This window comes from Hoeflea sp. EC-HK425 (genome assembly GCF_902498795.1).
Lineage (GTDB): Bacteria > Pseudomonadota > Alphaproteobacteria > Rhizobiales > Rhizobiaceae > Hoeflea > Hoeflea alexandrii.
Genome location: NZ_LR701572.1, coordinates 1,232,627 through 1,252,083, shown reverse-complemented (window position 1 = coordinate 1,252,083; position 19,457 = coordinate 1,232,627). Strand labels below are relative to the sequence as shown.

Here is a 19,457-nt window from a genome sequence, read left to right as displayed (position 1 = left end):
AGTTGGCACGTCAGGATTTCGAATTGAGCAAAGAACCCGACCCGCCTCGACCAGAAGCCCGGGATTCGCGGCTGGCTTTGGTGGTCACCTCATCATCGCTGTTCAGGCTCACGCTTACGGTCGGGCTTGCCGTCGTCATCTCGATCGCTGCGGTCACGCTGCGTGCCAATAACCAACGCAACCACTGCGAAACCTATCTCGAAGCCCCTGCTGAAGTGACCCTTGTTGCCCACGCCGGCGGCGGCTTGCCGGAGGGAGACTATTCGAATTCGAAAGAGGCGCTTGATCAATCGGCGGCAAACGGCCTTCGCCTTTTCGAACTGGACTTCAACTGGACCGCGGATGGCGAGCTTGCAATCGCCCATGATTGGAACCGTGAATACCGGTACTGGCATCATCTGGGCTGGACCGATTGGCTGGCATCCCATTTTGTTGCACCTTCATCCGCAAGGTTTCACGCCAGCACACCCAAATACGGCCTGACCCGGCTGTCCCTCGAAACGTTGATCGAATGGCTACGGGCCAATCCGGGCAGGATCATCACCGATATCAAGGGCGGCAACATCGAAGGCCTCGCCCTTATTGCCAGCCTGGCCGGACCATTGCAGAACCGCTTCGTGCCTCAGATATACTCGGCTGCGGAGTACCAGGCGGTGCGGCAAATGGGGTATGAAGACATCATCCTGACAACCTATCGGCTGTCTCTTTCTCCGAAATCGCTTCAAGAGATTGACGAGCTTGATCTCTTCGCCGTGACCGTGCCCGAAAATCAGGTTGCGGATGCAGCAGATATCATCTCGAAAAACCGGATTTTCACTCATACAATCAACACGCCGATCAATTTGACGGCGGCAGGCTATTACACCGATTGTCTGATTCCGGCAGAAACACGCAACGGTGTCTGAAAGCGCAATCCACGAGGGCGGACATCAATGACAGACACCACTTACACAGGTTTCGGCGACAAGGCCCTGCCCTTCCTCAAGGCGCTCGGCTTTCACCAGAACCGCGAATGGTTTCACGAGAACAAGCCCATCTTCGAGGAGCATCTCAACGAGCCGCGCGGACGGCTGATTGACGATCTTGCCGTGCGGCTCGCGGAAAAGAAGATCCCGCTCACCTGCTCCCGCAAGGCCTCCACCTTCCGCATCAACCGCGACGTCCGTTTTGCCAAGGAAAAACATCCCTACAACACTCATGTCAGCGCGGTCATCACCCGCTCGGGCACCAAGAAGGACCAGGGGCTGCTCTATTTCCACGTCTCTCCGGACGAGAGCTTCCTCGCCGTCGGCTTCTATTCGATGGAATCCGATGAAGTGCGCGCCTTCCGCGAGGCCATCGTTGCACGCAAGGACCAGTTTGACGTGGCGCTGAAGCCGCTCACCGCTCTCGGCTTCGCCTTCGACCGCGAAAACAGCCTCAAGCGCACGCCGCGCGGCTTCGAGGACATCACCGATCCCGAAATCGTCGATCTGCTGCGGCTCCGGCACCTGACCCTGTCGCGGCGTTTCTCCCCGGACCGACTCGAAGGCACGGCGCTGCTTGATGACCTCACCGAACTTGCCATCGCGGCGCAACCGTTCCTGAATTTCGGCTGGCGCGTCATCGACCCGGTGCGCGCCGCCCGCGACGAACCCAACCGCTAGGAAAGAAACACGGCCATGCACCTCAAATCCCTGTTCGGCCTGCTGGCCTTCGCTGTTGCCCTGCTACCGATTTCGACCGCCGCCGACGATGCCGACGAGATCGACCTCAAGCTGTTTGGCGAGAACGTGATTCAGGGCTGGGATGGATGCCGCTTCGCGCTTTGGCAGAACAACCGCGATCCGTCGGAAGACCGATACGCCTATGTGTTCTTCGCGCCGATCCCCGATGGCGAGGAGCTGCCGGGATGGGTCAAGATCGGCGACGATGTCATCGAGATCTCCCGGCTCGACATCGGCTCGGCCGACACCGGCATGCTGGAGCCGTTCCGGCTCTATCGCGACCCGGACGCCAGGCTGACGGTGATGATGGAGATCCTTGAGCAGACCCGCACCGATGACGGCATCGAGGTCACCGACGGACGCCTGACCTTCCTCAGGAACGACAAGTTCCCCTTTGCCATAAGGGTCAAGGGCCTCAATGGCTGCCCCGGCGCCGGTGCCGATGAGGCGGCAATGGCGCCGGCCTCGTCTGGTCTCAGCCTCGGTGCGCCGGTCGGCTATGACAGCCTCTCGGCTGTCCCCGCGCCGGTGCTTCGCGCCATTGCCGCCGATGCGCCTCAGTGCGAGCCGCAAGCCACAGCTGGTTATTCCTCCGCCTATGCCATCAACACCGAAGTGACCTTGTGGGAAGTACCGTGCAATCTCTACGCCGCCAGCGGATCAAGCGTGTTTGCGGTGACATGGGCCGGCTATCCCGATCACGCGACCATTCTCCCGTTCCCCGCTCCACCCGGCATGGGCATGAATGATGACGCCGAACTGTTGAACGCGAGTGTCGATCCGGCCAGCGGCAGCGTCACCTCCTATTCGCTCGACAGTGGCGGCGATTGCGGCTCCTTCAGCCGGTTCCAGCTGGCCGATGCCGAGGGCGAAACGGTCGAATTCGTGCTGCGCGAATTCCGCGAGAAGACGCTATGTGACGGCGTTCAGTCCGATCCGGCAGGCTTTCCGCTGGTTTATCAGAATCCCTGAGCCGGCCTGGCGGCGGCCGGGCATCACCCGAGCTGCACCATGGCACCCTGTTGCGATGACTGTGTGATCGCATCGATCAACGCATGGACCTTGAGCGCCTCGCGCCCGGTGATCGCAGGAGGACGGTTGTCGCGGATTGCACCGGCGAAATCCTCAATCACCGCCCTGTGCCAGTCGCACGGAAACGCCATAGGATCGGCCCCGCCGCCGGTTGCCGCCGGTTCCCCGGTCTCCTCTCGCCGTCCATCGCGCCAGGAAACCGTCAGCTGTCCTGCCCTGAGCACCGCCGTGCCAAGCGCGCCATCAAGCGTGATCGTTTCCTCCGAACCCGGATAGCTCGCCGTCGTCGCCATGATCGTGCCAACTGCCCCGGACGCAAAGCGCAGGCCCGCAGTCGCAAAATCCTCGGCTTCCATCCGGTGCAGGCGCGTAGTGGCGCACATCGCCTGAACAGAGACCACCGGTCCGGCAAGATGCAGCATCAGGTCAAGCGGATGGATTGCCTGGCTGATCAGAACACCGCCGCCATCGCGCGCATAGGTGCCGCGGCCCGGCTGGTCGTAGTAATCCTGGCCGCGCCACCAGGGCACCTCGACCCGCACCAGCCCGATCTCGCCCAGGGCGCCATCTTCCATCAGGGTGCGCAAATGCCGGGCTCCGGCGCGAAACCTGTGCTGCAGCACAATGCCCAGCTGCACACCACGGCGCTCGCAAGTCTCCACCAGGTCTCGAGCGGCTGAAACCGTCCGCTCAACCGGCTTTTCCATCAGGATATGCTTGCCCGCCTGCGCCATCATCCCGACAATCTCGGCCCGCTGGTCCGGTGGGGTGGCAAGGATGATGCCATCCACGCCGGGATCGGTTGCAATCTGCTCCAGACTGTCAAAAACCTGATAGCTGCGGCCTTCAGCGACACTCTCCGCTTTCGCCCGGCTGCGGTTGAAAATACCCGCAACATCAATGCCCGTTCCCGGATCCGACAGGGCTTCAAGATGTGGTTTGGCCGCCATGCCGAGACCGATCAGGGCAAGGCGCACAGGCCGCTCTCCATTCATTCCCCGCATCTCCCTTTCTGGCAGAGTTTCTGATCCGGTCGCGCCCGGTGTCCCGGACAAGCCTAGCCGTGTTGTGTCGTAGCTGAAAGACCATCCACAGTTCATCCGCCGTGACTGCACCGTTTCGCCGAACTCCCATGGAATTCCGAGGCTTGCCGGATCGGAAAACCGGGTTTAAGAACGAAACCGGCACAAGCCAGAACGGCCTGCCTTCTGATCTCAGGACCGGTCAAGTCCAGGCAAATGGTGCGCCGAGCGGCGTCCATTGCAAAGACAGCTTCGAAAATCAACCGGGCGCTTTAACGCGCTCTGGTCCCGATAGGACAGCATCCCCATGCACGGAACAACGGCAACCGCCGTCAGCCCACCTGCGACCATCGGCGGAATTGGCCGCCCGCAATTCATCGCCATCATCGCTTCGCTGATGGCGCTCAATGCGGTGGCCATCGACATCATGTTGCCCGCGTTCCCCAACATCGCCGGCAGCTATGGAATCACCGATGCCAACCGGATTCAGCACATCCTGCTGTCCTATGTGATCGGCTTCGGCCTGGCCCAGCTGTTTTTTGGGCCGGTGTCCGATCGCTACGGCCGTCGCGCTCCCCTGTTCATCGGTATCGGGCTTTATGCCGTGTGCGCGGTCGCCGGGGCCTTTGCGCCGAGTTTCGAGTTTCTTCTGATTTCACGGTTTCTGCAGGGCGTCGGCGCAGCTGCAACCCGCGTCATTGCCATTTCCGTTGTCCGCGACACCCATTCGGGCCGCGGCATGGCGGCCACCATGTCGCTGGTCATGATGGTCTTCATGGTCGTCCCGGTTTTCGCCCCGATGATCGGACAGGTGATCATTCTGGCCGGCGACTGGCACCTCATCTTCATTTTCATGGCATTTGTGTCTCTCGCGGTTGGCATGTGGGCGCTGTTTCGCCTTCCCGAAACCCTGCATGAGCAGAACCGCCGCCCGCTGACCGTGAAGAGCATCAGCCAGGCCTTCGCCATCGTGCTGTCGAACCGGATCGCGCTGTTCTACACGCTGGCGACGAGCTTCTATTTCGGTTCGCTTTTCGGCTTCCTCAATGTGGCCCAGCCGATCTATGTCGACATCTATGGTCTGGGGTCCTATTTCCCGATCGCTTTCGCGGCGGTGGCCGTTGTCATGGCCGGGTCATCATTCATCAATTCACGGCTCGTCGGACGTTTTGGCCAGCGCCGTCTGTCCCATGGCGCGCTGCTCGCCTATTTCGGCTTTTCGCTGCTGCTTGCCGGGCTGACGGCGATGGGCCCGATCCCGTTCTGGCTGTTCTTCGGAATCTCCATGCTGATGATGCCGTTGTTCGGCTTTGTCGGCTCCAATTTCAATTCGATCGCCATGGAGCCGCTCGGCGCCATCGCCGGCACCGCGTCGTCGACACTGGGCTTTGCCCAGACCGTCGGCGGTGGGCTTGTCGGCGCGCTGATCGGCCAGGCCTATGACGGCACGGTGTTCCCGCTGGCAGCCGGCTACGCCCTGGTCTCCGCGGTGGCGGTGATGATGGTGCTCATCGCCGAGAAAGGGCGCCTGTTCGGCGTCGGAACGCCGGACTGACGTGAATCAGGATCAGCCCCGCCAAAGCGCCTCACGCACCATGTTCCAGCTGTCGATGTCGGTGGTCGCAAGCACGCCGCCATCGGTGTGTTCGGGCCGGTAGACGCTGCCATCGAAACGGCGGACATAGCCGCCTGCTTCCGTGGTGATCAGGCTGCCCGCCAGATGGTCCCAGGGCATCAGCTTGTTGTAGAGCGCAAAATGGATATGGCCGCCGGCAAGCAGCCGGTATTCCTGCGCGGCACAGCGATAGGCGACGCTGCCCAGGCAAAGCGCCTGGTTGCGCGCCAGAGTACTGCGCTCGGGCTCGGGCATGTATTGCCAGGAGGCCGAGCCGATCATCCGGTTGATTGCCCCGGCCGGCTCGGCAACCTGAAGCGCGGTTTCGCGGCCATCGAGCCGGCGCAGGATCGCGCCGCTGCCCTTCTCGGCCATGATCCAGTCCTTGCCAACCGGATCGTGTATGATACCTGCGACGGTCTCGCCGGCTTCGACGACCGCCAGCATGACCCCAAACGAGGCCACCCCTGAAGCGAAGTTGAAGGTACCGTCGATCGGATCGACCACGAAAGCCAGCCCCTCGGCCCTGCTCCAGCCCTCGAGCAGCGCCGGATTTTCCGAAACGGCCTCCTCGCCGATTACCACGGCGCCGTCAAATCGCTGGAGCAGCGCATCGGTGATCACCCGTTCCGCGTTGACATCGGCCTCGGTGACCAGATCGGCGGCAGAGGTCTTCTCTTGAACCGCGCCATCGCCGAGATTGCGGAACCGCGGCATGATTTCCGCCGTGCCCACGTCCAGCAGCAGCGCCGCCAGCCAGTCCATGTCCCCTGAACTCAGAGTGCTCATGTATCCACCTTCCTGGATTGAACGGTAAGTCCCGCAAAATCGAACAGCGATCTGTCCAGCAGATGGGAAGGCCGCGTGTTGGAGAGCGCCCGGATCATCGAATCCTTGCGGCCGGGCATCCGCCGCTCGATGTCGCCGATCATCAGCTTCATGGCATTGCGCTGCAAGCCGTCCTGCGATCCGCATAGGTCGCACGGAATGATCGGAAACTTCAGCGCTTCGGCAAAGCGCGCCAGATCCTCTTCCGCGCAATAGGCCATGGGGCGGAGCACCATCACGTCGCCGTCATCGTTGAGCAGCTTCGGCGGCATCGCTTCCAGCCGCCCGCCATGGAAGAAATTGAGAAAGAAGGTCTCGAGAATATCGTCGCGGTGATGGCCGAGCACCAGCGCCTCGCAGCCTTCCTCGCGCGCGATGCGGTAGAGGTTGCCGCGCCTCAGCCGCGAGCACAGCGCGCAATAGGTGGCGCCTTCGGGAACCTTCGAGGTCACCACCGAGTAGGTGTCGCGGTACTCGATCCGGTGCGGCACGCCATGGGCAGTGAGATAATCGGGCAGGATGTGTTTCGGGAAATTCGGCTGTCCCTGGTCGAGATTGCAGGCGATGAGATCAACCGGCAGCATGCCGCGCCATTGCAGGTCCATCAGGAGCGCCAAGAGCCCGTAGGAATCCTTGCCGCCCGACAGCGCCACCAGCCAGCGCGGCCGCTTGCCGGTCCCGCCCGCGGCCGGCCCGACCATGGAGAAATCCTCGATCGCCTGGCGCACATTGCGGATCAGCCGCTTGCGCAGCTTGTTGAAAGACACGCTTGACGGAGCCTCTGCATAAAGCGACGGCCCGGCCTCCATTGCGTCCGCAAGCGCAGGCGCGGCCTCCCGCTCCGGTGACGGATCGGTGCCGGTGTCCTGCACGTCTGGGGTCTGAAGTGTCTCGTTCATGCCACCGGGCATGATGGCTTTGCGCAGCTCCGTCAAGCCCCGAACACCGACCAATCCATCCGCCGGGCCAATTGTTCCAGCGCCGCCGTTCCGAGTTTGGAATTGCCGACCCTGTCGAGCCCCGGCGACCAGACCGCGATCGAGGCCTTGCCGGGCGCGATCGCCAGAATACCGCCGCCGACACCGCTCTTGCCCGGCAGGCCGACGCGAAAGGCAAATTCACCCGATCCGTCGTAATGGCCGCAGGTCAGCATGATGGCGTTGATGCGCCGTGCGCGCTGTTCCGAAACCACCTGCGCGCCGGTCACCGGGTCACGCCCCTGGCTGGCCAGAAACAGCCCCGCGCGCGCAAGCTGCCGGCAGTTCATCACCAGCGCGCACTGGTGGAAATAGACGCCCAGAACATGGTCGACCGGATGATCGATATTGCCGAAGGACCGCATGAAATGCGCCAGCGACGCGTTGCGGTCTCCATGCGCGGTTTCCGAGCGCGCCACATGTTCGTCGATCAGAATGGAATCGTCATCGGCCAGATGGCGGATGAACTGGATGATCTCGCCGATCGCCTCCTTCGGCTGATGCCCGGCCATGATCAGGTCAACCACGGCGATGGCGCCTGCGTTGATGAACGGATTGCGCGGCCGGCCCTTTTCCTGCTCCAGCTGAACGATCGAGTTGAACGGGTTGCCAGACGGCTCGCGCCCAACGCTGCTCCACACCGAATCGCCGAGCTTGCCCAGCGCCAGAGCAAGGGTGAACACCTTCGACACGCTTTGAATGGAAAAACCGGTCACCGAATCGCCCGCCGAGTGGACGGTTCCATCCGGCAGGGTGACGGCAATGCCAAACTGCTTCGCATCGACCTTGGCAAGTTCGGGAATATATTGCGCCACCACGCCGCAATCTTCGACACTGGCGGCCTCGGCGGCAATCTCGTCTAGAACCTCTTGCAGATCAGTCATCGGCGATCTCCGGAGCTGGACCTTCATGTCTTCGCATACAAAAAAGCCGCCCCGAAGGGCGGCCTTGATCTGACGCGACCCGGAAAGGGATCAGCGCGAATAGAATTCGACGACCAGGTTCGGTTCCATCACGACGGCGTAAGGAACGTCCGACAGGGCCGGCACGCGAACGTATGTGGCAGCCATCTTGTGGTGATCGGCTTCGACATATTCAGGAACGTCGCGCTCGGCCAGCTGCGAGGCTTCAATGACGAAGGCCAGCTGCTTGGACTTTTCCTTGACCGCAACCACATCGCCCGGCTTGCAACGGTACGAACCGATGTTGACGCGCTTGCCGTTGACGGTGACATGGCCGTGGTTGACGAACTGGCGGGCAGCAAAGATCGTGGCGACGAACTTGGCGCGGTAGACGATGGCGTCCAGACGCGATTCCAACAGGCCGATCAGGTTCTCGGGCGTATCGCCCTTCATCCGGTTGGCTTCGTCGTAGATCTTGCGGAACTGCTTTTCCGAGATATCGCCGTAGTAGCCCTTCAGCTTCTGCTTGGCGCGCAGCTGCACGCCGAAGTCGGAAAGCTTGCTCTTGCGGCGCTGGCCGTGCTGGCCGGGGCCGTATTCGCGGCGGTTGACCGGGGACTTCGGACGGCCCCAGATGTTTTCGCCCATACGGCGATCAAGTTTGTATTTTGCCGATTCGCGCTTGCTCATCGCATTTCCTCTCAAAAGGTTACACCGGTTTGTTGTCAAACCGGATGAAGGAAACGCGCCCTCCTCTGGCCCCTGTTTATGAGACCTGACAGAACGGTTCACGCACGCATTGTGACAAACCGTCCACGGGACACGTAAGAAAACGCGAGGGCATGAACCCTCGCGCTGGCCGGGTCTCTAGAGCATCGTGCCGTGGCTGTCAACGCTTGCGGCGAAAGGCAGATGCCGCAAAACGGATTGCCGGCATGCGCCCGATCCGGCGCAGGCATCCCTGCCTGCATCCCCGGTCATCAATGGATGGCGGCGACGGCAGCGCAATGCCGCGTCAAGCCGATGTTCCCCAAGCCCGCAAGGATCGGTATAGCAGGGCATGCCCCAATTGGAATCGGATTCTCCCATGACAGACACCGTTCTCGACCGCCTGCTCCGCTACGTCGTCATCGACACCCAGTCAGATCCGGAATCGCACGCGCAGCCCTCGACGGAAAAGCAGAAGGATCTCGGCCGCGTTCTGGTCGAGGAGTTGCTGGCTCTCGGACTCTCCGACGCCCACATGGACGAGCACGGCAATGTCTATGCGACGCTTGACGCCAACACGGACAAGGACGTTCCGGTCATCTGCTTCTGCTCGCACATGGACACCGCCCCCGATTTCACCGGCACCAACGTCAAGCCCAATATCGTCAGCAACTACCAGGGCGGCGATATCCAGCTCACCGGCGACACAACCCGCATCATCAAGGTCTCAGAGCATCCCGACCTCAAGCACCAGATCGGCCACGACATCGTCACCACCGACGGCACCACCCTGCTCGGCGCCGACGACAAGGCCGGCATCGCCGAGATCATGACCGCCGCCGCCACTCTGATCGCCAACCCGGAGATCCGGCACGGCACCATCAGGATCCTGTTCACCACCGACGAGGAAATCGGCCGCGGTGCCGACAAGGTCGATATTGCCAAGCTTGGCGCAGCCTTCGCCTACACGCTAGACGGTGGCCGCATCGGCGAGATCGACGACGAGACCTTCTCCGCCGATGGCGTCGACATCGAGATCTCGGGCGTCGCCCAGCACCCGGGCACCTCCAAGGGCGTGATGGAGAACGCCATCAAGATCGCCTCAGACATCGTCGCACGGCTGCCCAGGGATCTGGCGCCCGAAACAACCGACGGCCGCCAGGGCTTCATCCATCCGACCGACATTTCCGGATCAATGGACGCGGCACATGTAAAGTTCATCATTCGTGATTTCGTCAACGAGGGCCTGACCCAAAAGGAAGACCTGCTCAGGTCCATCGCGGAAGACGTGATGAAAGCCTATCCCGGCTCGACCATGCGCTTCACCGTTACCGAGCAGTACCGCAATATGAAGCAAGTGCTCGACCGCAATCCCGAGATCGTCGGCAATCTCATCGAAGCCGTCCGCCGCGTTGGCCTCGAGCCGGTGACCAGTTCGATCCGCGGCGGCACCGACGGCTCGCGGCTCTCCTTCATGGGCTTGCCCTGCCCCAACATCTACACCGGCGGCCACTCCTACCACTCGCCGCTTGAATGGATCAGCGTTCAGGACATGGAAAAGTCGGTGGAGACGATCGTCGAACTGGTCAAGGTCTGGGAGGAACGGGCGTGAAACACAATTGACTGTGGACTGCCGCTCCTGGTCACAACCCGGCTCAAAAGCCTGGTTGCCGGAAACCCGCCATTGTTGTCATCACAGTTGTGCCCCGGCGCCAGATCAGACAGGAAAGCCATGCAAGCCTATTTGCTGTGAACCTTGATGCGCCACCATTTCGGGCGACTTCCAGTATAGGAATGTGCCACGGGAACAAGATCACTTCGGCCGGGTTTGTCAAAGCAGCCCACCAGCAAGGCAATCGTGGGCTGATCATCAATAGCGCCTAAAGTGCTGCCGCATACTTGGCAAAAAGCGCGGCTGGAGTAGTCCGATGATCGGTACACCGACGGAGCACCTCCCGGCCCGGTCCACGACACCGCGTCCTTTGGAAAATCCACCCAGACCGAGGTAGGGCACCCGGTATGACGCTGGCACATCTTGCACGAACAGGTGTGAGGGTTTGACGCTGGCGCTCGAGCTTCGAAACGGATCGCGCCGCAAAGACACCCACCAAGATGTATTGACCTGCTTGCCATCACCACCTCTTTACGCTGCGGAGAGACGATCACTCGCCAATGAGCTCATTGCTCACTCCCTTGATGAAGCAAGGATTGTGTCCTTACGTCAATGCGACACCTCGTTGTTTCCGGGTGAATGAAACACGGGCCAGAACCACAGGTTCAGGAATTTCAACCTGAACGGCGAGCAAGCAACAGAATGCGGGCCCGACTCAAACTCCAGAAAAATTCATCCGACCGGGCTCACCCGCCAGGCCACACACGAAAACCCGGAAACGGCCTTCTATCCAATTCTGCCTTGTGAAGGGCGCTTCTGGGCAGCGGTGGTGGGGCCATTTTCACAGCGGCATTCCACACCTCGTCTCCCACAAAGCGAGGAAAACAGTGCCTGATTACTCCGCCGCCTGTGCCGCGTCCTCGTCCGGCGCATCCGCGGCTCCCGGCGCCGTTTCCGCCTGCAGTTCCGGGATGCCAACGATCCGTTTTCCCGAATGATCGGCATGCACGATGATCAGCTCCTGCTCCTCGAAATAGCCGAGCAGCCTGCGCGCGCGCCGCGCCGAGTGGGTGCCGTAGGCCCGCGCAATGCGGGCGTCGGACGGGCACGGCTCGGCCCGGATCGCGGCCACCGCCAGCATCAGGAACACGCCCTGCAGATCCTCAGACACCTGCGCCGAGAGCCTCAGCGCCGTGGCCCAGGCCTCGCCGGCCGCGGTCTCGGCGTCAACGCCCGAGCGGGCGATGGCGACACGGCGGCGGAATTCGGCAAGCGGCATCGGCGAGCCCGTCACCCGCCGCATCCTCAGCCGCACCAGGAAGTCCTGGTAGAGCGCGGAATCCGTCCGGTAGCCGGACTCCGGATCGGCGAGAATTTCCGAGAGCACCGCCGCGACCCGCTCCTCGCGCTCTTCCGCCGACAGGCCACCGGCGCTTGCCGCCTCCCCGCCCGACCGCGCGATCGGCTGATCCTGCAAGGGCGTGGCGCGCGACAATTCGGCCAGGATATCGGTGGTCGGCCGCGGCGCCGGACGCGCCCTGCGAACGGGCGGCCGGGTCAGTTCCTCCGGATCGGGGGTGAAGATCAGGTCTTCGACGTCCTCCACCGTTTCGGGCATCGGCATCAGCTTCGGGCTCGAAGACCGCGCCTGGGTTTCCACCGCACCAATGGCAATCGGCAGCGGCCTGCGCGACAGCGCCGGGCCGAGGCCGACGAAATTGCCGCGCTGCAGGTCGCGGAACATTTCCGCCTGGCGCCGGTCCATGCCTAGGAGATCGGCGGCGCGGGCCATGTCGATGTCGAGAAAGGTCCGGCCCATCAGAAAGTTGGACGCTTCAGCAGCCACGTTCTTGGCCAGTTTCGCCAGCCGCTGGGTGGCGATGACGCCGGCCAGCCCGCGTTTTCTGCCGCGGCACATCAAATTGGTCATCGCGCCGAGCGACATCTTGCGCGCGTCCTCGGAAACATCCCCGCCGACGGCGGGCGCAAACATCTGTGCCTCGTCCACCACCACCAGCACCGGATACCAGAACTCGTGCTCGGCATCGAACATGGCGTTGAGAAACACCGCCGCGGCGCGCATCTGCTGCTCGACATCGAGCCCCTCGAGCGACAAGACGCAGGAGACCCGGTGCCGCCGGATCCGGCTGGCGATACCCGCAAGCTCGCCCTCGCTGCGCTCGCCCTCGACCACCAGGTGGCCATACTTTTCAGACAGCGTGACGAAATCGCCTTCGGGATCGATGATCACCTGCTGCACCCATTGCGCCGATTGCTCCAGCAGGCGCCTGAGCAGATGCGACTTTCCCGAGCCCGAATTGCCCTGCACCAGGAGACGGGTCGCCAGCAGCTCTTCGATGTCGAGCTTGGCTGGCTGTCCGCCCGTCAAGCTTCCCATGTCAATTCCGACCTGCACCTTGGCTTTACTCCGTGAACGCGACGCGACAGTTCTGCGATTCGGCCACCACCAGGCCACCGCATTCCCTAACAGAATTTGCCGGTCCTGCCGCCGCTGATACGTGAAATACACAGGATTTCGTGCCCGGCAGACGGTCTCAGCCGGCAGTCAATCCAAACCCGTGCATCAGTCTGAGCGCGCTGTAATCCGGCTTGCCCGAGGTGAACACCACGCTGTCGCGCGCGTCGGGCAGCGCGTGGCCGCCCGGCAGGGTCTCGACGATCGCGAGCGCCCGCCGGGCAATGGCTTCCGCCGGATCGATCCAGTCCACCGGCCATGGCGCGAGCTTGCGCATGCGGTTGACCAGGAACGGGAAATGCGTGCAGGCAAGCACCACGATATCGGTCTTTTGCCCGTCCTTCTCCACGAAACAAGGCTCGATCTCGGCCTTCACTGCCGCTTCGTCGACAAAGCCCTTGCGCATATAGGTCTCGGCCAGTTCGGCGAGGTTTTCCGATCCCACCAGCCGCACATGCACGGTGTCGGCATAATCGCGGATCAGGTCGCGCGTGTATTGCCGCTTCACCGTGCCCGGCGTTGCCAGCACCGAGACCAGGCCCGAGCGGGTCCGTTCCGCAGCCGGCTTGATCGCAGGCACCGTGCCGACAAACGGCAGCTCCGGATAGGTCTGCCTCAGTGACGGCATGACGATGGTCGATGCGGTGTTGCAGGCAATCAGCGCCAGTGCCGGGTTGTGACGCTTGATCAGGCCAGCGAACAGGCCGACGATCCGGTCGTTGAGCGCGCCTTCTTCCCAGCGTCCATAGGGAAAGCCGGCATCATCGGCGACATAGACGAATCGCCGTCCGGGCATGATCACCCGGGCCTCGCGCAACACGCTCAATCCGCCAATACCGCTGTCAAAGACCAGAACCGGCCGCTCGCTCATTCCTCGTCACCCCGCCCTTCGTCCAGAGGCTCCCTGCCGGCGCCGGGCACGCGCTGTCCCCGGCGAGCAAACCTGTCAAATGAGGCGAAAAGACCGCGCAGCACGGCAATTTCATCGCTGGAAAACCCCGGCCGCGTCAGCACGGCGCGCAGATTGTCGACCGCCTTCATCTTCTTGGTCTCGGAGCGGAAATAGCCGCGCGCCTCGAGCCCCTCCTCGATCTGGTCGAACAGGCCAAACAGATCCGCCTTCGGCGCCGGTTCCACCTCGGCCTTGTCGAATGCCGTCTCGTGCGGGCTGGAGAGCCCCGATTTCATCCATTCATACGACATCAGCAGCACGGCCTGGGCGATGTTCAATGAAGCGTAGGCCGGGTTGACCGGAAAGGTGACGATCTCGTCGGCAAGCCCCACTTCCCAGTTGCGCAGCCCGATGCGCTCGCGCCCGAACAGGATCCCGGTCTTCTCGCCGTCATTCTCCCGCCCGCGCAGCACTTCGCCCGCTTGCACCGGCCCGCGCACCGGCTTGTGCCCGTCGCGCGGCCGCGCCGTGGTGGCATAGACAAAGTTCAGATCCGCAACGGCTGCTTCCAGCGTCTCGTACACCACTGCCGCGGCAATCACGTGATCGGCCTTCGCCGCAGCACTCACCGCCTTGTCGTTGGGCCAGCCGTCGCGTGGATTGACGATCCTGAGATTGGACAGGCCGAAATTGGCCATGGCGCGCGCCACCATGCCGATGTTCTCGCCCAGCTGCGGCTCCACCAGGATGATCGCCGGCCCGCCGGTCATCAGCTCGCGATTTCGGTCGGTTCCGGCCACTAGCTTGCTCCCAGCCAGGCGCAACGCAGAAACGACGCCACCAGGCCGGTATACCCGGGGCGGCGGAGGTGAGGCTTATTGGTTTTCACAAGCACAAATCTTCCATTCTCAATCCGGACATGCCTAGAGCCCGGCGTTTGCACAGTCAATCTGAACGGCAGGTTCGGAAGCTGCCGCGCCGGTGCGATATCAGGCTTTGGTCGCGATCCCGCCTGAACGGCCGGCCTGCATGTTGTGCGCCCGCAACTGTTTTGTTATGAGAAGCGCCAACTGAACGGGCGGTTTTCTGCCGCCCCCCGACAACCCTCTCAAAAGGTCAAATAAGAATGGCAAAGATCAAGGTTGCAAACCCCGTCGTCGATCTCGACGGCGATGAGATGACACGCATCATCTGGCAGTTCATCAAGGAAAAGCTGATCCTGCCCTACCTCGATCTGCCGATCGACTATTACGACCTTTCGGTCGAGTATCGCGACGAGACCAACGACCAGGTCACCATCGACGCCGCAAACGCCATCAAGAAGCACGGCGTCGGCATCAAGTGCGCCACCATCACCCCCGATGAAGCCCGCGTCGAGGAATTCGGCCTCAAGAAGATGTGGCGTTCGCCCAACGGCACCATCCGCAACATCCTTGGCGGCGTCATCTTCCGCGAGCCGATCATCATGAAGAACGTGCCGCGCCTGGTTCCCGGCTGGACCAAGCCGATCATCGTCGGCCGTCATGCTTTCGGCGACCAGTACCGCGCCACCGATTTCAAGTTCCCCGGCAAGGGCAAGCTGTCGATCAAGTTCGTTGGTGATGATGGCGAAACCATCGAGCACGAAGTCTATGACGCACCATCCTCCGGCGTTGCCATGGCGATGTACAATCTTGATGATTCGATCCGCGATTTCGCCCGCGCCTCATTGAACTACGCCCTGATGCGCGGCGTGCCGTGCTACCTGTCAACCAAGAACACCATCCTCAAGGCCTATGACGGCCGCTTCAAGGATCTGTTTCAGGAAGTCTTCGATGCAGAATTCAAGGCTCAGTACGACGAAGCCAAGATCTGGTACGAACACCGCCTGATCGACGACATGGTCGCTTCCGCACTGAAATGGTCCGGCGGCTACGTCTGGGCCTGCAAGAACTACGACGGCGACGTGCAGTCCGACATCGTTGCCCAGGGCTTCGGCTCGCTCGGTCTCATGACTTCGGTCCTGATGACGCCGGATGGCAAGACGGTGGAAGCCGAAGCAGCCCACGGCACGGTGACCCGTCACTACCGCCAGCACCAGAAGGGCGAGGAAACATCGACCAACTCGATCGCCTCGATCTTCGCCTGGACCCGTGGCCTGGCCCACCGCGCCAAGCTCGACGACAATGCCGAGCTCGCCACCTTCGCCGAAACGCTGGAAAAGGTCTGCATCCAGACCGTCGAATCGGGCTTCATGACCAAGGACCTGGCGCTGCTGATCGGTCCCGACCAGCCATGGCTCTCGACCACCGGCTTCCTCGACAAGATCGACGAGAACCTGCAGAAGGCCATGGGCTGATCCATGGCCACCGGACCTGCCGTCACGCTCAAGCGGTTGTGGCGGCAAAACCGGTGGCTCACGATTGCCTTTGCATTGACATTGACGCTGGCGCTGGTGTTCATCATCCGCGCCGGCGTTTTTCTTGTCTACTGGCAGCAGCATCAGGACGAACCGATCGAAGGCTGGATGACCGTCCGCTATGTCGCCCGCTCCTACCGGGTTGACCCGAAACTGGTTCACGATGCCATCGGCCTGCCGCAAACAGGCCCGGACCGCCGCCCGCTGATCAGGATCGCCAACGACCAGCGTCAGTCGCTCGACGCCCTGACCGACAGGATCATCGAGGCCATCAGGCTCGATCGCGCCATCCGCGGCGTTCCCGATGCCGGCCTCAACGCTGCCCGCCCGCCGCTGCCACGCGCCTCTGCGCCATCCGATCCCCAGCCATGACCGCAACCCTGCTGGAGTTCCTCACCAGCTATGGCCTCCCCGCAGCCGCCCTGCTGCTGGCCATCGGGCAAATGGGTGTGCCGCTGCCCACATCCCTGGCGTTGCTCACACTGGGGGCACTGGCCGCCAATGGCGACACCGGCCTGGCAAACGCCTTCATCTGGGCGCTGGGCGGGACCGTCCTGGGTGATCAGGGAGGCTATCTGGCGGGGCGCTTCGTCATCCTTTCCGCCGAGGGCCGCCCCGGCTTTCGCGGCAGAATGGCCAGAAAGGCGCGCTCCGCAGAGCCGCATCTCGCCAGATGGGGCGGAAGCGGCGTGTTCTTCACCCGTTGGCTGTTCACGCCGCTCGGCCCGGCCATCAACATCGCCAGCGGCATTGCCGGCCTCTCCTGGCCGCGTTTTTCTTTCTGGGGCGTTGCCGGTGAAGTTGTCTGGGTGTCGATCTACATTGCACTGGGTTACAGTTTCGGTTCGAACATCGAGACCCTGGCCGGTATTTTGGGCAACCTTTCAATGGCGCTCGCCATGCTGGCTCTGGCAGCCTTTCTCGGCTGGCGGTTGTTGCATGCCGTTCGCGCAACGCAGACCAGGGCACACGAGGATCGGGACGAAGAGCGATGAAATCTCCGGGCGATCGGGTAATTCCTGTCCTGTATGGCGCCAGCTACAGCGTCTACACGCGCATCTGCCTTTCCACGTTCGGGATGAAGGCTGTGCCCTTCCGGTTCGAAGCCCTCGATGTGTTTGCCGGGGACGGCCCCGCCCGGGCCCGCCTTGCGGGGCACCCGTTCGGCAAGATCCCTATCCTGCATCATGGCGATCTCACCCTTTACGAGACGCTCGCGATCACCCGCTACATTGATGATCGCTTCGAAGGCCCGCCGCTGCAACCCGATGATGCGGCCGGTCGCGCCCGCATGAACCAGTTCATTTCGATCGTCGACACCCAGGTCTACCCGGTCCTTGTCTGGGGACTCTACGTGCCGAAATCGGAAGGCAGGAAACCGAAGCCCGGGACGCTGGGCAAAGGCCGCGCTGTTCTCGCAGCACTTGAAACGCTTGCCGGGCCTGAATGGCTGTGCGGCGCCAGGCCGACGCTCGCCGATGCCTATCTCGCCGCCTGCATGGACTACATCATCGACAGCGCCGCCGGAAACGACATGGCCAGCAATGCGCCGCGATTGATGAACTGGTGGCAACGCGCCCAGGCACTGAAGCCAAAGGCCTGATACTGCGGCATGCCGCTGCCGAACAACCGCCGGAAGCCCCGTCTACGTCTCCTGCTCGGCCGCCAGCGCGCGCACAGGCTGACGCAACAGCGTCCTGATCTTTTCCGGCGCCACCTTTCGCGGATCGTTGAGATAGATCTCGTGGTGCAGCCCGGCAGGCTGATAGCCATGTTCGGGCATGAACCGGTCGTGCAGATCGATCAGCAGCGGCGCCTCGTCGACATAAGGGCCGAAATAGAGCCGCTGCAGCGAACGTCCCTCCTCGTAGGCGTTCAAAGCCACAGCCTTAATCGCGCCCCTGGAGGCTTCGGCCTCGGCACCCTTGATCTTGCCCAGCACCGTCGCGCGGACGGCCTCGAGATCCGCCTCCGTGATCCAGTCAGGCTGCCGGATCATCATCCGCCATTTCCACGCCGCCCGGTCGCCTGCCCGGTACGCCTGCATGTCATCGGCCCACCACAGCCCCTCGAGCGGGCCGACCACGCAATCGCGGTCATGAACCGATTTCGACCGGAACTTCAGCCCGTAGGACAGGCTGTAGAGTGCGGAAACGGCCGCGGTGTAGCCGGGCGAACTCTGCGGATCGCCCTGCCCTTCGGCACTTAGAAACTGCCATTCGGGAACATCGACCAGTTCCCACCGGTCGGTCTTACCCGTGTAGAATGTCCTGTCGGTTCTCTTGAAATCGATCTTGTCCATGTCAGCCTCTCCAACCGCTGCGCTTCAGCCGAGCTGCATGTGGATTTCAGTCAGCAATTCGGTCGGCGCGGCATCGAGCGGCGTGTTCAGATAGCGCTCCACCGCCGGTGCCGGACCGGCGCTTTCGCCGCTCGCCGCCAGCCAGGGCCCGAAGAACCAGTGATAGGCCTTGGCCAGTTCCGCATAGGGACCCTTGTGGGTCAGCACCGCATAGCGGCCTGCCGGCAGCACGCAGGTTTCCATCCCGTCCGGTGGCACAGAACCGGGCTTCAGCGCCATGCCGGCCAGTGACCTGAGCGCTTCGGGCGGGGTGATGTCGGGATCGGAGAAATAGACCGCGGCCATGCCCGCTGATTTCTCCCAGCCGCCTGTCGCCGCCATGTGCGAGCCGAACCGCTCGAAGGCCGCGCCAACATCAATATAGGGTCCGGTGTGGGCAAGCCCTGCAATCACCACCGGTTCGTGCTCTTCTATGCAGACATCATACATGTCTTCGGTCTCCCGCCAGTCAGGATTGTCATAGCGCCGGTGACCGCCCTCGGCGCGATAGCGAAGCGGTGGCAGACCGAAATCGGATTTGAAGGCCTGGGAGAAAGCGCGCGGATTGGTGTATCCCGACCTCTCCGCGATCTCTTCGATCGGCAAAGTGCCGTTGACCAGGTCCGAGGCTGCACGGTGCAACCTCAGCCGTCTGACCGTCTGCCACACGGTTTCCCCGGTCAGTCCGCGATAGGTGCGGTGCCAGTGAAAGCGGGACAGGCAGGCGATGTCGGCAAGGTCGTCGAGATTGAGCGGCCCATCGAGATTGGCGCGGATATGTGACCGCACCCGCTCGAGCCGTTCGCGATAATCCCTGATGTCTTGCGTCGTCGCCATGCCTCTCCCTCCGTCGGTCGACAGAGTAACAGCACACCGCGACCGCACAAATCTTGCTGAATTGCTTACCCCGGCACCGGCCGATGATTCCTGCAAACGCAAAACGCCCGG

Annotated in this window: 20 protein-coding genes; 9 read left to right on the top strand and 11 right to left on the bottom strand. The window is 62.5% G+C overall.

What is annotated here, in order from left to right:
- Positions 1 to 23 precede the first annotated feature (23 nt).
- Genes SPHINGO391_RS08675 through SPHINGO391_RS08665 form a run of 3 tightly spaced genes read left to right on the top strand, consistent with a single transcriptional unit; the run spans position 24 to position 2,678 of the window.
- Positions 24 to 905, top strand: coding sequence for a hypothetical protein (locus tag SPHINGO391_RS08675; protein ID WP_152008461.1), 882 nt, complete (start codon positions 24 to 26; stop codon positions 903 to 905).
- Positions 906 to 932: 27 nt separating this feature from the next.
- Positions 933 to 1,646, top strand: a complete 714-nt coding sequence (locus SPHINGO391_RS08670) for a TIGR02453 family protein (RefSeq protein WP_152008460.1) — start codon at positions 933 to 935, stop codon at positions 1,644 to 1,646.
- A 15-nt stretch (positions 1,647 to 1,661) separates the two neighbouring features.
- Positions 1,662 to 2,678: a DUF1176 domain-containing protein gene (locus SPHINGO391_RS08665; protein ID WP_152008459.1), complete on the top strand. Its 1,017-nt coding sequence runs from the start codon at positions 1,662 to 1,664 to the stop codon at positions 2,676 to 2,678.
- 23 nt (positions 2,679 to 2,701) lie between these two features.
- Here SPHINGO391_RS08665 and SPHINGO391_RS08660 read toward each other — a convergent pair whose 3' ends face one another.
- Positions 2,702 to 3,733 carry a Gfo/Idh/MocA family oxidoreductase gene (locus SPHINGO391_RS08660; RefSeq protein WP_152008458.1) on the bottom strand — a complete coding sequence of 344 codons (1,032 nt, stop codon included), beginning with the start codon at positions 3,731 to 3,733 and terminating at the stop codon, positions 2,702 to 2,704.
- A 334-nt stretch (positions 3,734 to 4,067) separates the two neighbouring features.
- Here SPHINGO391_RS08660 and SPHINGO391_RS08655 point away from each other — a divergent pair, with 334 nt between their 5' ends.
- Positions 4,068 to 5,315: a multidrug effflux MFS transporter gene (locus tag SPHINGO391_RS08655; protein ID WP_152008457.1), complete on the top strand. Its 1,248-nt coding sequence runs from the start codon at positions 4,068 to 4,070 to the stop codon at positions 5,313 to 5,315.
- Between the two features lie 12 nt (positions 5,316 to 5,327).
- Here the strand turns inward: SPHINGO391_RS08655 and SPHINGO391_RS08650 are convergent, their stop codons facing one another.
- The 4 genes from SPHINGO391_RS08650 to rpsD all read right to left on the bottom strand — a co-directional run bounded on the left by SPHINGO391_RS08650 (position 5,328) and on the right by rpsD (position 8,772).
- Positions 5,328 to 6,164, bottom strand: coding sequence for an inositol monophosphatase family protein (locus SPHINGO391_RS08650; protein ID WP_152008456.1), 837 nt, complete (start codon positions 6,162 to 6,164; stop codon positions 5,328 to 5,330).
- Positions 6,161 to 7,012 (bottom strand): tRNA 2-thiocytidine(32) synthetase TtcA, encoded by an 852-nt coding sequence (ttcA, locus tag SPHINGO391_RS08645; protein ID WP_152011486.1) that lies wholly within the window; start codon positions 7,010 to 7,012, stop codon positions 6,161 to 6,163. Before ttcA ends, SPHINGO391_RS08650 begins: the two co-directional genes overlap by 4 nt.
- A gap of 122 nt (positions 7,013 to 7,134) precedes the next feature.
- Entirely contained in the window at positions 7,135 to 8,064 is a 930-nt protein-coding gene (locus tag SPHINGO391_RS08640) for a glutaminase (RefSeq protein WP_152008455.1), read from the bottom strand.
- Between the two features lie 90 nt (positions 8,065 to 8,154).
- Positions 8,155 to 8,772, bottom strand: coding sequence for a 30S ribosomal protein S4 (gene rpsD / locus SPHINGO391_RS08635; protein WP_152008454.1), 618 nt, complete (start codon positions 8,770 to 8,772; stop codon positions 8,155 to 8,157).
- A 397-nt stretch (positions 8,773 to 9,169) separates the two neighbouring features.
- On the opposite strand from rpsD, the gene pepT reads away from it, so the two are divergent.
- Positions 9,170 to 10,402: a peptidase T gene (gene pepT, locus SPHINGO391_RS08630; protein WP_152008453.1), complete on the top strand. Its 1,233-nt coding sequence runs from the start codon at positions 9,170 to 9,172 to the stop codon at positions 10,400 to 10,402.
- Positions 10,403 to 10,530: 128 nt separating this feature from the next.
- On the opposite strand, the gene SPHINGO391_RS08625 is transcribed toward pepT, so the two are convergent.
- From SPHINGO391_RS08625 to SPHINGO391_RS08610, 4 genes are all read right to left on the bottom strand, one after another.
- Positions 10,531 to 10,923: a GFA family protein gene (locus SPHINGO391_RS08625; RefSeq protein ID WP_152008452.1), complete on the bottom strand. Its 393-nt coding sequence runs from the start codon at positions 10,921 to 10,923 to the stop codon at positions 10,531 to 10,533.
- Between the two features lie 374 nt (positions 10,924 to 11,297).
- Complete coding sequence (locus SPHINGO391_RS08620) at positions 11,298 to 12,818, bottom strand: ATP-binding protein (RefSeq protein WP_152008451.1); 1,521 nt, start codon at positions 12,816 to 12,818, stop codon at positions 11,298 to 11,300.
- A gap of 139 nt (positions 12,819 to 12,957) precedes the next feature.
- Positions 12,958 to 13,749, bottom strand: coding sequence for a glutamate racemase (gene murI, locus SPHINGO391_RS08615; protein ID WP_152008450.1), 792 nt, complete (start codon positions 13,747 to 13,749; stop codon positions 12,958 to 12,960).
- Positions 13,746 to 14,570, bottom strand: coding sequence for an RNA methyltransferase (locus SPHINGO391_RS08610; protein ID WP_152008449.1), 825 nt, complete (start codon positions 14,568 to 14,570; stop codon positions 13,746 to 13,748). The genes murI and SPHINGO391_RS08610 overlap by 4 nt, the downstream gene beginning before the upstream one ends.
- Before the next feature lie 326 nt (positions 14,571 to 14,896).
- Between SPHINGO391_RS08610 and SPHINGO391_RS08605 the strand changes: the two genes are divergently transcribed.
- From SPHINGO391_RS08605 to SPHINGO391_RS08590, 4 genes are read left to right on the top strand one after another with little or no spacing between them, the layout of a single operon-like run.
- Positions 14,897 to 16,108, top strand: a complete 1,212-nt coding sequence (locus tag SPHINGO391_RS08605) for an NADP-dependent isocitrate dehydrogenase (protein ID WP_152008448.1) — start codon at positions 14,897 to 14,899, stop codon at positions 16,106 to 16,108.
- A gap of 3 nt (positions 16,109 to 16,111) precedes the next feature.
- A complete protein-coding gene (locus tag SPHINGO391_RS08600) occupies positions 16,112 to 16,540 on the top strand; it encodes a hypothetical protein (RefSeq protein ID WP_152008447.1) in 429 nt (142 codons plus the stop codon).
- Positions 16,537 to 17,163 (top strand): VTT domain-containing protein, encoded by a 627-nt coding sequence (locus tag SPHINGO391_RS08595; protein WP_152008446.1) that lies wholly within the window; start codon positions 16,537 to 16,539, stop codon positions 17,161 to 17,163. The genes SPHINGO391_RS08600 and SPHINGO391_RS08595 overlap by 4 nt, the downstream gene beginning before the upstream one ends.
- On the top strand, positions 17,160 to 17,771 hold the full coding sequence (locus tag SPHINGO391_RS08590; protein WP_152008445.1) for a glutathione S-transferase family protein: 612 nt from the start codon (positions 17,160 to 17,162) through the stop codon (positions 17,769 to 17,771). The genes SPHINGO391_RS08595 and SPHINGO391_RS08590 overlap by 4 nt, the downstream gene beginning before the upstream one ends.
- A gap of 42 nt (positions 17,772 to 17,813) precedes the next feature.
- Here the strand turns inward: SPHINGO391_RS08590 and SPHINGO391_RS08585 are convergent, their stop codons facing one another.
- A complete protein-coding gene (locus SPHINGO391_RS08585; protein WP_152008444.1) occupies positions 17,814 to 18,470 on the bottom strand; it encodes a GyrI-like domain-containing protein in 657 nt (218 codons plus the stop codon).
- Positions 18,471 to 18,494: 24 nt separating this feature from the next.
- Positions 18,495 to 19,346, bottom strand: coding sequence for an AraC family transcriptional regulator (locus SPHINGO391_RS08580; protein ID WP_152008443.1), 852 nt, complete (start codon positions 19,344 to 19,346; stop codon positions 18,495 to 18,497).
- Positions 19,347 to 19,457 lie beyond the last annotated feature (111 nt).